The organism is Streptomyces sp. CA2R106 (genome assembly GCF_037034245.1).
Lineage (GTDB): Bacteria > Actinomycetota > Actinomycetes > Streptomycetales > Streptomycetaceae > Actinacidiphila.
Genome location: NZ_JBAGKC010000005.1, coordinates 21,298 through 37,214, shown reverse-complemented (window position 1 = coordinate 37,214; position 15,917 = coordinate 21,298). Strand labels below are relative to the sequence as shown.

Here is a 15,917-nt window from a genome sequence, read left to right as displayed (position 1 = left end):
CGTGCTGCCAACGGGGTGCGGCCGCCTTCGCCTGCCACCGGAACTCTTTATCCCTTTCGGACACTTGTGAGGAGAAGCACGAAAGACGCAAAAAACCGTTATCTGCTGGCAGAGTAGGCGGAACGTGTCGCCACGGAACCCACCCGGCGTACCGACCAACCGCACCCGCAAGGGGACAGCAGCCCATGGCCGTACTCGCTCGGTGGTGTTTCCGCCGCCGCCTCCTCGTGGTGCTGCTGTGGCTGACCGCGCTGCTCGGGCTCACCGCGGCCGCCGCCGTCGCCGGCTCCACGTACTCCCAGAAGTACGAAGCGCCGAACACCGAGTCCGGCCGGGCCGCGCAACTGCTGCGCACCGCCTTCCCCGCGCAGGCCGGCGACTCCGACACGATCGTGTGGCACACCGGGCACGGCACCGTCCGCGCCGCCGCCGTCGAGCAGACCATGACCAAGGTGCTCGACCAGGCCCGCACCCTGCCCGGCGTCACCTCCGTGACCAGCCCCTACAGCGCCGCGGGCGGCACCCAGATCAGCGCCGACGGGCACACCGCCTACGCCGCCGTGGGCTACGGCAAGGACGCCGACGGGGTCAGCCGCGCCCAGGCCCAGGCCCTGGTCGACACCGCCAAGTCCGGACAGCGGGCCGGCCTGGAGGTCGAGCTCGGCGGCGAGGCGGTCGGCACCACCGAGGCGGCCAGCGCCCACCTCAGCGAGGCGGTCGGGGTGGCGGTGGCCGCGGTGGTGCTGCTGGTCGCCTTCGGGTCGTTCGCCGCGATGCTGCTGCCGATCGCCACCGCGCTGATCGGCTGCGGCACCGCCTACATGGCCACGGTCCTGCTCGGCCACGCCATGACCGTCGCCGACTTCGCCCCCATGCTCGGCATGCTGATCGGGCTCGGCGTCGGCATCGACTACGCGCTGTTCATCGTCACCCGGCACCGCAAGGGCCTCAAACGCGGTCTGCCGGTGGCCCGTGCCGCCGAGGAGGCGGTGGCCACCACCGGCAAGGCGGTGGTCTTCGCCGGCGGCACCGTGTGCGTTGCGGTGCTCGGGATGCTGCTGCTGCGGCTGGACTTCCTGGACGGCGTCGCCGTCGCAGCCTCGCTGACGGTGCTGCTCACGGTGGCCGCGTCGGTGACGCTGCTGCCGGCGCTGCTCGGCGTCATAGGGCACCGCGCGCTCAGCCGGCGGGAGCGGCGGGTGCTGGCACACGGTAGCGGCTGCCCGGCGGCGCAGCACCGCCGGGCCGAACGCCATCCGGGCTGCCGCGGCGCCGACAGCCCGGCGGCCCCGCCCACCGGCGCCGCCGCCCGCTGGTCCGGCTTCGTCTCCCGCCACCCCCGGCTGCTCGGCGGGTTCGCCGCCGCCGTCATGGTGGTGCTCGCCCTGCCCGCGTTCTCGCTGCACCTGGGCACCTCCGACCAGGGCAACGACCCCTCGACCTCGACCACCCGCAAGGCGTACGACCTGCTCGCCGAGGGCTTCGGACCCGGCAGCAACGGCCCGCTGACGCTGGTGGCCACCACCGGCAGCGCGGGCGGGCTGGTCGCCCTGGAACACCTGCCGGACACCCTGCGCCACACCCCGGGCGTCGCGTCGGTCTCCGGCCCCGACCTCGATGACGCCGGCAGCACCGGCGTCATCACGGTGGTGCCCACCACCTCCCCGCAGTCCACCGCCACCTCCCGCCTCGTCGGCGAACTGCGCCACCAGGTCCTGCCGGCGGCGGAGCGGGGCACCGACCTGGAGGTCGACGTCGGCGGCTCCACGGCCAGTTACGACGACTTCGCCGCCGTGGTGGTCGGGAAGCTGCCGCTGTTCGTCGGCTGCGTGGTGGGGCTCGGCTGCCTCCTGCTGCTGGTCGCCTTCCGCTCGGTGGGTGTCCCGGTCAAGGCGGCGCTGATGAACGTGGCCGCGGTCGCCTCGTCCTTCGGAGTGGTCACCGCGGTCTTCCAGTGGGGCTGGGGCAGCGAGTGGCTGGGCCTGGGCCGGGCCGGGCCGATCGAGCCCTTCCTGCCGGTGATCCTCGTCCCCGTGCTGTTCGGGCTGTCCATGGACTACCAGGTCTTCCTGGTCAGCCGGATGTACGAGGAGTGGCGGGAGACGGGCGACAACGGCCGGGCGGTACGGGTCGGACTCGCCGAGACCAGCCGCGTGATCAGCTCGGCGGCGGTCATCATGGTCGCGGTCTTCCTGGCGTTCGTGCTCAGCGGGGACCGGGTGATCGCGATGTTCGGCATCGGGCTGGCGTCGGCCGTCGCCCTCGACGCGTTCGTACTGCGCACACTGCTGGTCCCGGCGCTGATGCACCTGCTCGGCCCGGCCAACTGGTGGCTGCCGGGCTGGCTGGACCGGAGGCTGCCGCGACTGGACATCGAAGTGGTGCCGGGCGGCCCGGACGCGAAGGTGCCCGTCCCGGTCGCGGTGCCGGCACCCGCGGCGCCCGTCGCGGTGTCCGTCGTCCCGCCGCCTGTCCCGTCACCTGTCCCGCCGCCCGCGCTGCCCGCGCCGCCGCGCGTCACCGTGTAGCCGCCGCGATCGGGCCCGCCGCGACGGGCCCGATCGCGGTCAGGAGACGGTGAGTTCGAGCACCCGGTCGTCGCCGGAGCGGGCGGTGCCGCGGTCGTCGGTGTTGCTCGTGGTGAGCAGCAGCGTGTGGTCGTCGAGGGCGACGACGGTCCGCAGGCGGCCGTAGGTGCCGGTGAGGAACGCCTGCGGGGCGGCGGACGGCTTGGCGCCGGCCAGCGGGACCCGCCACAGCCGGCCGCCCTTGAGGGAGGCCGTCCAGACGCAGCCGGCCGCGTAGGCGACGCCGCTGGGGGAGGCGTCAGCGGGGTGCCACTGCTCGACGGGGTCCACCAGCCCGGCCCGGTGGGCGGTGCCCTCGACCGTGGGCCAGCCGTAGTTGCCGCCGGGCTTGACCAGGTCCAGCTCGTCCCAGGTGTCCTGCCCGAACTCCGAGGCCCACAGCCGCCCCTGGCCGTCCCAGTCCAGGCCCTGGACGTTGCGGAAGCCGGTCGCGTAGACCAGCGAGCCGGACGTCGGGTTGTCGGCGGGGGCGGCGCCGTCGGGCGCCATCCGCAGGATCTTGCCGCCGAGCGAGGAGGCGTCCTGGGCGAGCGCGCGCCGGCCGGCGTCGCCGGTGCCCGCGTAGAGGTCGCCGTCGGGGCCGAACGCGATCCGGCCGCCGTCGTCCTGGGTGCCGGTCGGGATGCCCCGCAGCAGCGTGTCGGGCGCGCCCAGCTGCTCGCCCTTGGGCCGCGACGGGTCGTACAGGAAGCTCGCGACCCGGTTGTCGGACTCGGTGGAGAAGTAGGCGTAGACGAGGTGGTCGGAGCCGTAGTCCGGGGAGACCGCCAGGCCCAGCAGGCCGTTCTCGCCGCCCTTGGTGTGGGCGACCCCCGGCACGAGGCCGACCTCGCTCACCGCGTGCGTCGCGTGGTCGACCCGGGAGATCCGGCCGGTGTCGCGCGCGCCCACCAGCAGGCTGCCGTCGGGGAGCCGGGCCAGCCCCCACGGCGCGCTCAGCCCGGTCGCCATGGTGGCGGTGACCTTCGCACTTCCCTTGGCGGGCGGGGTGGACACCGGGGCGGAGGGGGCGGCGGACCCGGAGGGCGCGCCGCCGCCGGAGCGCGCGGTGCCGGACGCGGTGGGGGACACCGGGTGCGCCAGGTTCGGGGACGCGGCCGAGGAGCAGCCGCCGACCAGCACTGCGGCGAGCGCCGGCGCGAGCCACGCGGCGCGCCGCACCGGCGCGCGTACCGGCCCGCGTACGAGCCTGCGAGCGGTTCCGCGAGCGGGCCCGCCGGGCCTGCCGGGCCTGTTGAAGGGCCGGGCCAGGAGCCCTCGTACGGGCCCGCGCGCCGATCCGCCGTCCGCCACCGTCAGCTCCCGCAACCGTCGATCCACGCGCTCCACCAGTTCCGCCGGGCCCGCACCGCCGGGCCGCTCCAGCAGCCAAGCACACCACATCCCGCCGCTGCCCAGGGGCAGTTCGGGCCCGACGCGGTCGGCGTCACACCGCCCGGCCGGGCGCGGACGCGGGCCGGGCGGTCAGTCCCAGGAGCCCTGCGCGGGCGGCAGCGCGGCGATCTCCTCGAGGTCCGCGGCGGTCAGCGCGAGGTCGGCGGCCGCCGCGTTCTGTGCCGCCCGCTCGGCGGAGCGGGTGCCGGGCAGCGGGACCACCGACGGGCCCTGCGCGAGCACCCAGGCGAGCGCGACCTGCGCCGCGCTCGCCCGGTGCCGCGCGCCGACCCGGCGCAGCCCGGCCACGATCGGCTGGTTGGCGGCCATCATCTCGGCGGTGAACCGCGGGTGCCGGGCCCGCAGGTCCTCCGGCGCGAAGCCCTCGCCGGGGGTGAGGGTGCCGGTGAGGAAGCCGTTGCCGAGCGGCATCGCGGCCAGGAAGCCGATGCCGCGCGCCGCGCACCACGGCAGCAGCTCCGCCAGTGCCTCCGGCGCCCACACCGACAGCTCCGCCTGCACGCAGCCGACCGGGAAGACCTGCTGCACGCGGGCGAGATGACGGATCGTCTCGTCGTACCGGCCGCCGCCCGCGCGGCCGCCCCGGGTGCGGCGGCCGCGCGCGCCCACCGCGCTCAGGCCCAGCGCGCGCACCTTGCCGGCCGCGACCAGCTCCGCCATCGCCCCCCACGTCTCCTCGACCGGCACCTCCGGGTCGACCCGGTGCAGCTGGTAGAGGTCGATCGTGTCGGTCCGCAGCCGCCGCAGCGACGCGTCGCACGCCCTGCGCACGTAGGAGGGGCGGCCGTTGGCCACGAGGTGCTGCTCGCCGACGAGCAGCCCGCACTTGGTGGCGACGAACGCGTCCGCCCGGCGCTTCGCCAGCACCCGCCCCAGCAGCAGTTCGTTGGTGAACGGGCCGTACATGTCGGCGGTGTCCAGCAAGGTGGCGCCCGCGTCGAGTGCGGCGTGCACCACCCGCAGCGACTGCTCGATGCCGCTGCCGCGCCCGGCGGGGGCTGACACGCCGCGGTGCCGCGGGGGGCCGTAGCCCCAACTCATCGGCATGCAGCCGAGGCCGACCGCGCCCACGTCGAGCGCCGTGGCCCCGACCCTTCTGCGCTCCACCCGTCACAACCTCCTTGCGCCGCCCCACTGTGTCATAGCCTCCTGACCATGACCGACACCACCCGAAGCGACCGGACCGCGGCCCGCGGCACCTCCGGAGAGCGCCCCACCGTGTGGCTCTCGCTGCCGCCCGCGGACTTCGACGACCTGCCCGACGCCTTCGACTACGTCTTCTGGGACGGCGCCGACGAGTACCCCGCCGACCCCGCCGAGGCCGCCTTCTACGTCGTGCCGTACATGAGAGGGCCCGTGCTCGGCGCGCGCCCGCTGCCGCGGATGAGCCGGGTCCAGGTGGTGCAGACGCTCAGCGCGGGCGTCGACCACATCGCACCCCACCTCGGGCAGTTGCCGGCCGGCGTCCGGCTGTGCAACGCCCGCGGCGTGCACGAGGCCAGCACCGCGGAGCTGACCCTCGCGCTCATCCTGGCCTCGCTGCGCGGCATCCCGCGCTTCGTCCGCGGCCAGGACAACGAGAAGTGGTACGCCGGTTTCTACCCCGCGCTCGCCGACCGCCGGGTGCTGATCGTCGGTTACGGCTCGATCGGCTCGGCCGTCGAGGACCGGCTGACGCCCTTCGAGTGCACCGTCGACCGGGTCGCCCGCACCCGGCGGGACGCGCCGCGCGGGCCGGTCCACGCCATGGCCGAGCTGCCCGCGCTGCTGCCGTCCGCCGACGTCGTGGTGCTCACCACCCCGCTCACCGAGCAGACCCGGGGACTGGTCAACGCCCCGTTCCTGGCGGCGATGAAGGACAACGCGCTGCTGGTCAACGTCGCGCGCGGACCGGTGGTGGACACCAAGGCGCTGCTCGCCGAGACCGAGTCGGGGCGGCTCACGGCGGCGCTCGACGTCACCGACCCCGAGCCGCTGCCGGCCGGGCACCCGCTGTGGCACGCGCCGGGGGTGCTGGTCAGCCCGCACGTCGGCGGCAGCACCTCCGCCTTCCTGCCGCGCGCCAAGCGCCTGGTGCGCGCGCAGCTGGAGCGGTTCGCGGCCGGCCTGCCGCTGGAGAACGTGGTCGCCGGGAACTGAACGGCCCGCCGGGCGGCGCCACCTGGTCCGGGAATGCCGGCAACCCCCTGATGGTTACACACAGTAGGAAAGACCTATCCCAGAGTGACGAATCTGGTGTATCGTCGGCATTCGGGGGCACGTTGTGACCGAACGACCACGGGCACGGCGCTGTGAACGACGACGAAGTGAGGGGGCGGGTGATGCAGGACCGACCGTGCGGACCGATCACGCGGCACCGGCGTACCGCGGCACAGCGGAGCGCGGCATGAGCACCGGGGGAGCCGTGCTCGCGGCGCCGCAGACCACCGCCGAGGCCGAGGGCCACGCCGCCGTCGGCCTGCTGCCCCAACTCCTGCTGGCCCTGGTCTGCGGCGGCTACACCACCGGCGCCGCACTCGGCTGGGGAAGCCACGAAATGGCCCTGGTCATGGGCGACTTCGGGCTCGCCGCGGCCGCGTCCGCCGCCTCGGTCTCCGCCCTGCTGTACGCCCGGCGCCAGGCCGGGCCGCACCGCCCGGCCTGGCTGCTGTTCGCCTGCTCCTCCGCGATGACGGCCCTGGGCAACGGCATCTGGGGATGGTACGAAGTGGTGCTGCGCCGTCCCGTGCCGCAGACCTCCGCCGCCGACTTCTGCTTCCTGATGTTCGCCCCGCCCGCGATCATCGGGCTGCTGGTGCTCGCCAAACGCCCGGTGACCAGGGCGGGTTGGGTCTGCTTGGCGCTGGACACCTGGCTGATCGGCGGCTCGCTGCTCACCTTGTCCTGGAGCCTGGCGCTGGCCCGCACCGCCGCGATCGACGCTCCCAGCACCGCCCGGACGGCCCTGTCGCTGGCCTACCCGCTGCTGGACATCGTGCTGGTCAGCATGGTGCTCGCGCTGCACTTCCGGCGCGCCGGGGTCAACCGCGCCGCCGTCAACACCGCGATCGCCGCCCTGGCGCTCACCGTGCTGTGCGACGCGCTGTTCACCTCGCCGCTGCTGCGCGCGCACTACCGCTCCGGCCAGGTGCTCGACGCCGGCTGGTTCGCCGGCAGCCTGCTGCTGGCGTACGCGCCCTGGGTCGGCGCGCGGTTGTACGCCCACCCGCACCCCGCCCGCCGGGCCGGCGCCACCACCCGCAAGGTCGCCACCTCGCTGACCGCCCTCACGCCCTACCTGGCGGCAGCCGTCTGCACCCTCGGCATCCTGTACAACGTGATCACCGGCCAGACGTGCGACCGCGTCGTGCTGCTCACCGGCTGCACCGTGGTGCTGGCGCTCGTGGTCCGCCAGGGCATCATGCTCCTCGACAACATCGCCCTCACCCAGGAACTGGCCCACAAGGAGAACCACTTCCGCTCCCTGGTGCAGGGCTCCAGCGACGTCATCATGATCGCCGCGCCCACCGGCGTGCTGCGCTACGTCAGCCCCGCCGCCCAGGGCGTCTACGGCCGGGACCCGGAGGAGATGGTCGGCACCGAGCTGGCCGCCCACATCCACCCCGAGGACCTGGGCCGCGTCCTGCACGAGGTGCGCCGCTTCCTGGCCGCCCCGCCCGGCGAGGAGCCGGCCACCCGCATCGAGTGCCGCATCCGCGCCGACCGCCACGGCTGGCTCGACATCGAGTCCAGCGTCACCCGCTACCAGGGCGGCCTGATCTTCAACAGCCGCGACATCACCGAACGCGTGCGGCTCCAGGCCCAGTTGCAGCACAACGCGTCCCATGACCCGCTCACCGACCTGCCCAACCGCGCCCTGTTCCTGGAACGGCTCGGCCGCGCGGTCGGCGGCCGGCGGGCCGGGGACGCCAGGGCCGCCGTGCTCTATGTGGACCTCGACGGCTTCAAGGCGGTCAACGACACGGTCGGCCACCAGGCGGGCGACGACCTGCTGATCCAGGCCGCCCGCCGGCTGCGGGACACCCTGCGCTCCGGCGACGTGGCGGCCCGCCTCGGCGGCGACGAGTTCGCCGCGCTCATCTCGGGCCCGGAGGCGGCCCCCGCCGCCGCGCAGGCGCCCGGGTCTCCAGGGCACCCCACGCACCCGGCGCACCCGGCGCACCCCGAGGGGAGCGCCGACCACGCCGGGGCCGCCCCCGGCCACCTGCCCTGTCCCGCCCACCCCGGCGGGCACCCGGGCCACTGCGCGTACCTCGGGCACGGTTCGATCCCCGGGCCCCGCGCGGCCCCCGCCGAGCCACTGCCCGCCCCCGACCCGGCCGCGGGCCCCGGTACCGGCCCTGGCACCGGCGCAAGCACCGGGCCGGCTCCCGGCGCCGCTGCCCCCGGCCGGCCCGCCGCCACCGTCGAGGACCGCGTCCGCGACATCGCCGACCGGCTGCGCGCCGTCCTCTCCGAGCCCTACCGGGTGGACGGCATCGAGGTCCGGGTCGGCGCCAGCGTCGGTATCGCCTTCGCCGAGCCCGGCGCCGCCCCCGGCGACGTGATGCGCCACGCCGACCTCGCGATGTACCGGGCAAAACAGGCCGGCAAGGGCCGCGTGGAGCTGTACGCCCCGCGGCTGCAATCCGACGCCGTGCGGCGCAACGAACTGGCCGGGCGGGTGCGCAAAGCCCTCGACGACGGCGAGTTCACCCTGCTGCACCAGCCCGTCGTGGAACTGGTCGGCGGCCGGATCACCGGCGTCGAGGCCCGCCCCCGCTGGCGCACCCCGCAGGGCATACTCTCCACGCCCGCCGAGTTCCTGTACTCCGGTGACGGCGGCGAGCGCGCGTTAGGGACCGGGCGCCTGCTGGACCGCCTGCTCGACCAGGCGGTCGAACAGGCCGCGCTGCGCTACGGCGCCGGCCACCGCGTCCCGGTCACCGTACGGCTGTCCGCCGGCCGCCTGCTCCACCGCGACCAGTCGGCCACCGGCATCGAGCGGCTGCTCGCCCGCCACGAGCTGCCGCCCAGCGGCCTGGTCGTCGAGGTGACCGGAGGCGACCCCCGGATCGCCCCCGAGGAGCTGGAGCGCCGGCTGACCGGCCTGCGCCGGCTCGGCGTGCGCATCGCGCTCGGCGGCTTCGCCGCCGGATACGGCGCGCTCGGCGCCCTGCGCACCCTCCCGGTGGACATGATCAAGCTCGACCGCGCCTTCACCGACGGCGTGGTCGAGTCCGGCCGGCTGCGCAAGATCACCGGCGGCCTGCTGGACATCGCCGCCGACCTCGGCATCCGCGCCGTCGCCGACGGCATCGACCGCCCCGAGCAGCTCCAGGCGATGCACGAGATGGGCTGCGCCCAGGGCCTGGGCATGGCCTTCTCCGGCCCGCTCGACGAGCACCACCTGCGCGGCTCGCTGGCCCGCGGCGGCTACCCGGTATGCTCGAATAATGAGACGCCCGTCCCACCGGCTTGACACCAAAGCGGGGGCGGGAGGAGGGTCGGAGCCATGCGCACCCGAATTCTCGTACTTGGAAAGCGCGTCGGCTGACCGAGGCCCCTACGCCTCGCACCGCACCGGCGCGCTCCCCTCGCTTGCCTCACGGCACGGGGGGTTTTTTGTTGCCCGGCGGCAGCCCGTCGCCGCCGGCCACCGCAGTACCAGAGCAGCGACGCACCACCGCAAACCCTCATCTTCGAGAGAAGAGAACGCAGATGACCGAGCAGGCCACCGGGTCCCACCACCCGCAGCGGAGCCGCAGCGCGGCGCCCGCCGCCCCCGCGGAGCGCATGACTGGTGCACAGGCCCTCATCCGCTCCCTTGAGGCCGTAGGCGCCGACACCGTGTTCGGCATCCCGGGCGGCGCGATCCTGCCGGCGTACGACCCGCTGATGGACTCCGTGAAGGTCCGCCACGTGCTGGTCCGCCACGAGCAGGGCGCCGGCCACGCCGCCACCGGCTACGCCCAGGCCACCGGCAAGGTCGGCGTGTGCATGGCCACCTCGGGCCCGGGCGCCACCAACCTGGTCACCCCGATCGCCGACGCGCACATGGACTCCGTGCCGATCGTGGCCATCACCGGCCAGGTCGCCTCGAAGTCCATCGGCACCGACGCCTTCCAGGAAGCCGACATCTGCGGCATCACCCTGCCGATCACCAAGCACAACTTCCTGGTCACCGACCCGGCCGAGATCCCGCGCACCATCGCCGAGGCGTTCCACATCGCCGGCACCGGCCGCCCCGGCCCGGTCCTGGTCGACATCGCCAAGGACGCGCTGCAGAACGAGACCACCTTCAGCTGGCCGCCGCAGCAGGACCTGCCCGGCTACCGCCCGGTGACCAAGCCGCACGCCAAGCAGATCCGCGAGGCCGCCCGGCTGATCAACGAGGCCCGCCGCCCGGTGTTCTACGTCGGCGGCGGCGTGCTCAAGGCCCGCGCCACCGCGGAGCTGCGCATCCTCGCCGAGCTGACCGGCGCCCCGGTGACCACCACCTTGATGGCGCTCGGCGCGTTCCCCGACAGCCACCCCCAGCACGTCGGCATGCCCGGCATGCACGGCGACGTCTCCGCGGTCACCGCGCTCCAGAAGTCGGACCTGATCGTCGCGCTCGGCGCCCGCTTCGACGACCGCGTCACCGGCCGGCTGGACACCTTCGCGCCGAACGCGAAGGTCGTGCACGCCGACATCGACCCGGCCGAGATCTCCAAGAACCGGATCGCCGACGTGCCGATCGTCGGCGACGCCCGCGAGGTGCTCGCGGACCTGATCGTCGCCGTCCAGTCCGACCACGAGGCCGGCCACCGCGGCGACTACACCGACTGGTGGCGGCAGCTGTCCTTCTGGCGCAACACCTACCCGCTCGGCTACGAGACGCCCGGCGACGGCAGCCTCGCCCCGCAGCAGGTCATCGAGCGGATCGGGCAACTCGCCCCCGAGGGCACCCTGTTCGCCGCCGGCGTCGGCCAGCACCAGATGTGGGCCGCGCAGTTCATCAAGTACGAGCAGCCCGGCACCTGGTTCAACTCCGGCGGCGCCGGGACCATGGGCTACGCGGTGCCCGCCGCGATGGGCGCCAAGGCCGGCCGCCCGGAGCAGACCGTGTGGGCGATCGACGGCGACGGCTGCTTCCAGATGACCAACCAGGAACTGGTCACCTGCGCGCTGAACAACATCCCGATCAAGGTCGCCGTCATCAACAACGGCGCCCTGGGCATGGTCCGCCAGTGGCAGAACCTCTTCTACGGCGAGCGGTTCTCCAACACGGTGCTGCACGACGGCGCCGAGCACGTGCCCGGCTCCACCCAGGGCGTCGGCTCCATCCGCAACCACGGCACCCGGGTGCCGGACTTCGTGAAGCTCTCCGAGGCGATGGGCTGCGTCGGGCTGCGCTGCGAGTCGCCCGACGAGCTGGACGCGGTCATCGCCAAGGCGAACGAGATCAACGACCGCCCGGTGGTGGTGGACTTCATCGTGAACGAGGACGCCATGGTCTGGCCGATGGTCGCCGCCGGCACCTCCAACGACGAGATCATGGCCGCGCGCGACGTCCGCCCTGACTTCGGCGACAGCGAAAACGACTGAGCGAGCCGGGACGAGCGAAGGAAACCACTGACATGTCCAAGCACACCCTCTCCGTCCTGGTGGAGAACAAGCCCGGCGTCCTGGCCCGGATCACCGCGCTGTTCTCCCGCCGCGGCTTCAACATCGACTCCCTCGCGGTCGGCACCACCGAGCACCCCGAGATCTCCCGGATCACCATCGTGGTCAACGTGGTGGACCAACTGCCCCTCGAACAGGTCACCAAGCAGCTCAACAAGCTGGTCAACGTGCTGAAGATCGTCGAACTCGACCCGACGGCCGCGGTCGCCCGCGAACTCGTCCTGGTGAAGGTGCGGGCCGACAACGACACCCGCTCGCAGGTCGTGGAGATCGTGCAGCTCTTCCGCGCCAAGACCGTCGACGTCTCGCCGGAGGCCGTCACCATCGAAGCCACCGGCGGCGCCGACAAGTTGGAGGCCATGCTCAAGATGCTGGAGCCGTTCGGCATCAAGGAGCTGGTCCAGTCCGGCACCATCGCCATCGGCCGCGGCGCCCGCTCCATCACCGACCGGAGCCTGCGCGCGCTCGACCGCTCCGCGTGACGCGGCGGACGGCCCGGCGCGCGCGACCCGCGCGCGGGCCGATCCGCATGGCGAGACCCCGAAACCCCTTCCCGCCCACCGGCGTACGGTGGGCCGTACCAACCGAACCAAGGAGATACCCGAAGTGGCCGAGCTGTTCTACGACGACGACGCCGACCTGTCCATCATCCAGGGCCGCAAGGTCGCGGTCATCGGCTACGGCAGCCAGGGCCACGCCCACGCGCTGTCGCTGCGCGACTCCGGCGTCGATGTGCGCATCGGCCTGCACGAGGGCTCCAAGTCCAAGGCGCAGGCCGAGGAGCAGGGCCTGCGCGTGGTGACGGTCGCCGAGGCCGCGGCCGAGGCCGACGTCATCATGGTCCTGGTGCCGGACCCGATCCAGGCGCGCGTCTACGAGGAGTCCATCAAGGACAACCTCAAGGACGGCGACGCCCTCTTCTTCGGGCACGGCCTGAACATCCGCTACGGCTTCATCAAGCCGCCGGCCGGCGTCGACGTCTGCATGGTCGCCCCGAAGGGCCCGGGCCACCTGGTCCGCCGCCAGTACGAGGAAGGCCGCGGCGTGCCGTGCATCGTGGCCGTCGAGCAGGACGCGAGCGGCAACGGCTTCGCGCTGGCGCTCTCCTACGCCAAGGGCATCGGCGGCACCCGCGCCGGCGTCATCAAGACCACCTTCACCGAGGAGACCGAGACCGACCTCTTCGGCGAGCAGGCGGTGCTGTGCGGCGGCACCTCCGCGCTGGTCAAGGCGGGCTTCGAGACCCTGGTCGAGGCCGGCTACCAGCCGGAGATCGCCTACTTCGAGTGCCTGCACGAGCTGAAGCTCATCGTGGACCTGATGTACGAAGGCGGCCTGGAGAAGATGCGCTGGTCGGTCTCCGAGACCGCCGAGTGGGGCGACTACGTCACCGGCCCGCGGATCATCAACGAGAACACCAAGGCCGAGATGAAGAAGATCCTCGGCGAGATCCAGGACGGCACCTTCGCCAACAACTGGATCGCCGAGTACAACGCCGGCCTGCCGAAGTACAACGAGTACAAGAAGGCCGACGAGAACCACCTGCTGGAGACCACCGGCAAGAAGCTGCGCAAGCTGATGAGCTGGGTGGACGAGGAGGCGTAAGCCCCGCGGTCCGGGCCGTCCCGGACCGGCCCCCGCGCGCCTCGTTTCGTACACGACCCCGCCCCCGGCAGTGCCCCTGAACGGGGGATTCGGGGCGGGGTTTGTACGAAGCGACGCAACCCTTGAGGGTGATCCTTCCATTTCGGCGATGGCGCTGATCCACCCCGCCGATACACTCCCTTAACAAGCGCGTCAGGCTCACAGCGTCGTGCGTCTTCCACGCGGCATGCCATCCCCCGGATGGGTGGGCTTCTTCTTCGCCCACTACCCCGCCCTCCCAGGAGCGGCCCCACGGGACCGGCCGCCCCCGCAGGAACAAGTGAGGACCACGTGAGCCAGAAGCCTGTCGTACTCATCGCAGAAGAGCTGTCGCCGGCCACGGTCGACGCGCTCGGCCCGGACTTCGAGATCCGGCACTGCAACGGCGCGGACCGAGCCGAGCTGCTGTCCGCGATCGCCGACGTCGACGCCATCCTGATCCGCAGCGCCACCAAGGTGGACGCCGAAGCGGTCGCCGCCGCGGGCAAACTGCGGGTCGTCGCCCGCGCGGGCGTCGGCCTGGACAACGTCGACGTGGCCGCCGCCACCAAGGCCGGCGTCATGGTCGTGAACGCCCCGACCTCCAACATCGTCACCGCCGCCGAACTCGCCTGCGGGCTGATCATCGCCACCGCCCGGAACATCGCGCCCGCCAACGCGGCGCTGAAGGCCGGGGAGTGGAAGCGGAACAAGTACACCGGCGTCGAGCTGAGCGAGAAGACCCTCGGCGTGGTCGGCCTGGGCCGGATCGGTGTGCTGGTCACCCAGCGGATGTCGGCCTTCGGGATGAACGTCGTCGCCTACGACCCCTATGTGCAGCCCGCCCGCGCCGCGCAGATGGGTGTCCGGCTGCTCTCCCTGGACGAGCTGCTGGAGGTCTCCGACTTCATCACCGTCCACCTGCCGAAGACCCCCGAGACGCTGGGCCTGATCGGTGACGAGGCGCTGCACAAGGTCAAGCCGTCGGTGCGGATCGTCAACGCCGCGCGCGGCGGGATCGTCGACGAGGAGGCGCTCGCCGCGGCCCTCAAGGAGGGCCGGGTCGCCGGCGCCGGCCTGGACGTGTACGCAAAGGAGCCGTGCACCGACTCCCCGCTCTTCCAGTTCGACAACGTGGTGGCGACCCCGCACCTGGGCGCCTCCACCGACGAGGCGCAGGAGAAGGCGGGCATCGCGGTCGCGAAGTCGGTGCGGCTCGCGCTCGCCGGCGAACTGGTCCCGGACGCGGTCAACGTGCAGGGCGGCGTCATCGCCGAGGACGTCAAGCCCGGGCTGCCGCTCGCGGAGAAGCTGGGCCGGATCTTCACCGCGCTGGCCGGCGAGGTCGCCGCCCGCCTGGACGTCGAGGTCCGCGGCGAGATCACCCAGCACGACGTGAAGGTGCTCGAACTCAGCGCGCTCAAGGGCGTGTTCGAGGACGTGGTGGCCGAGACCGTGTCCTACGTCAACGCACCGCTGTTCGCGCAGGAGCGCGGGGTGGAGGTCCGCCTCACCACCAGCTCCGAGTCGCCCAACCACCGCAACCTCGTCACCGTGCGCGGCACCCTCGCCGACGGCACCGAGGTGTCGGTGTCCGGCACCCTGGCCGGCCCGAAGAACCTCCAGAAGATCGTCGCGGTCGGCGACGAGGATGTGGACCTGGCGCTCGCCGACCACATGGCGTTCCTGCGCTACACCGACCGCCCGGGCGTGGTCGGCACTGTCGGCCGCATCCTCGGCGAGGTCGGCGTCAACATCGCCGGCATGCAGGTCGCCCGCGCGGCCGCGGGCGGCGACGCGCTCGTCGCCCTCACCGTCGACTCCACCATCCCCGCCGGCGTCCTCACCGACATCGCCGACGAGATCGGCGCCACGTCCGCCCGCGCGGTCAACCTTACGGACTGATTCCGGACCGCGGTGGCGCGTAGGCTTGTCTTTATGACGTGACCAGAAAACACCGGTAGTACAAATCACTCGTTCGGGTGGTGGCGCCGGTGTTTTCTGGCGTTCATCTGATCAATGCCGACACGATCCCGTCCATGGGAGGACAGATGACTGCCGAAAAACTCCCGGACTGGGTTTTCCCCCCTCCGGGTGGCTTCACCGCGGACGACCTCGACCGCATCCCCGATCTCCCGCCGCACACCGAGCTGATCGACGGGAGCCTCGTTTTCGTGAGTCCGCAGAAGAGTTTCCATGCGCTGGTCCTGGACCTGCTGGTCCACGCGCTGCGCGGTTTCGCGCCGAAGGACCTTCGGGTGCGCCGAGAAATGACCATCGTGCTTGACAAGACCAACCGGCCTGAGCCGGACCTGACGGTCCTGCACGAACGTGCGGTGCCGAACGCCGGACATGGTGAGACGAGCTACCGTGCCGAGGACGTGGTCCTCGCGGTGGAGGTGGTCTCGCCGGAGTCCGCCGACCGTGACCGTGAGCGCAAACCGCTGCTCTACGCACGTGCGGGAATTCCGCATTTCTGGCTGGTCGAGCGGACGGAAATCGGTCGCCCGGTGGTCCACACCTACGAGTTGGACCGGCTCGGCCACGCGTACGAGTTGACCGGCATCCACCACGACCGCCTCAAGGTCTCCGCCCCGTACACCATCGACATCGACCTGACCGAGATCGACCGCATGTAGCGCTGTCCGACCGTGCCGCCACGTC

10 protein-coding genes are annotated in these 15,917 nt (G+C 72.8%); 8 read left to right on the top strand and 2 right to left on the bottom strand.

Going from position 1 to position 15,917, the window contains the following annotated elements; genetic code table 11:
- Positions 1 to 185 precede the first annotated feature (185 nt).
- The gene (locus WA788_RS09585; protein ID WP_335974258.1) at positions 186 to 2,528 is read left to right on the top strand and encodes an MMPL family transporter; all 2,343 of its coding nucleotides are present in this window, start codon (positions 186 to 188) and stop codon (positions 2,526 to 2,528) included.
- A 39-nt stretch (positions 2,529 to 2,567) separates the two neighbouring features.
- On the opposite strand, the gene WA788_RS09580 is transcribed toward WA788_RS09585, so the two are convergent.
- Positions 2,568 to 3,749, bottom strand: coding sequence for a PQQ-dependent sugar dehydrogenase (locus WA788_RS09580; RefSeq protein ID WP_335974256.1), 1,182 nt, complete (start codon positions 3,747 to 3,749; stop codon positions 2,568 to 2,570).
- Between the two features lie 303 nt (positions 3,750 to 4,052).
- Entirely contained in the window at positions 4,053 to 5,090 is a 1,038-nt protein-coding gene (locus WA788_RS09575) for an aldo/keto reductase (protein WP_335974253.1), read from the bottom strand.
- A 111-nt stretch (positions 5,091 to 5,201) separates the two neighbouring features.
- Here WA788_RS09575 and WA788_RS09570 point away from each other — a divergent pair, with 111 nt between their 5' ends.
- From WA788_RS09570 to WA788_RS09540, 7 genes are all read left to right on the top strand, one after another.
- A complete protein-coding gene (locus tag WA788_RS09570; RefSeq protein ID WP_335975208.1) occupies positions 5,202 to 6,122 on the top strand; it encodes a 2-hydroxyacid dehydrogenase in 921 nt (306 codons plus the stop codon).
- Positions 6,123 to 6,369: 247 nt separating this feature from the next.
- Positions 6,370 to 9,444 carry a putative bifunctional diguanylate cyclase/phosphodiesterase gene (locus WA788_RS09565; protein ID WP_335974250.1) on the top strand — a complete coding sequence of 1,025 codons (3,075 nt, stop codon included), beginning with the start codon at positions 6,370 to 6,372 and terminating at the stop codon, positions 9,442 to 9,444.
- Positions 9,445 to 9,683: 239 nt separating this feature from the next.
- Entirely contained in the window at positions 9,684 to 11,552 is a 1,869-nt protein-coding gene (locus tag WA788_RS09560) for an acetolactate synthase large subunit (protein WP_335974245.1), read from the top strand.
- A 32-nt stretch (positions 11,553 to 11,584) separates the two neighbouring features.
- Complete coding sequence (gene ilvN / locus WA788_RS09555) at positions 11,585 to 12,112, top strand: acetolactate synthase small subunit (RefSeq protein WP_335974241.1); 528 nt, start codon at positions 11,585 to 11,587, stop codon at positions 12,110 to 12,112.
- Between the two features lie 124 nt (positions 12,113 to 12,236).
- Entirely contained in the window at positions 12,237 to 13,235 is a 999-nt protein-coding gene (gene ilvC / locus WA788_RS09550; protein WP_335974227.1) for a ketol-acid reductoisomerase, read from the top strand.
- A gap of 330 nt (positions 13,236 to 13,565) precedes the next feature.
- Entirely contained in the window at positions 13,566 to 15,158 is a 1,593-nt protein-coding gene (gene serA / locus WA788_RS09545; RefSeq protein WP_335974224.1) for a phosphoglycerate dehydrogenase, read from the top strand.
- A 146-nt stretch (positions 15,159 to 15,304) separates the two neighbouring features.
- The gene (locus WA788_RS09540; RefSeq protein ID WP_335975205.1) at positions 15,305 to 15,892 is read left to right on the top strand and encodes a Uma2 family endonuclease; all 588 of its coding nucleotides are present in this window, start codon (positions 15,305 to 15,307) and stop codon (positions 15,890 to 15,892) included.
- The last annotated feature ends 25 nt before the right edge of the window (positions 15,893 to 15,917 follow it).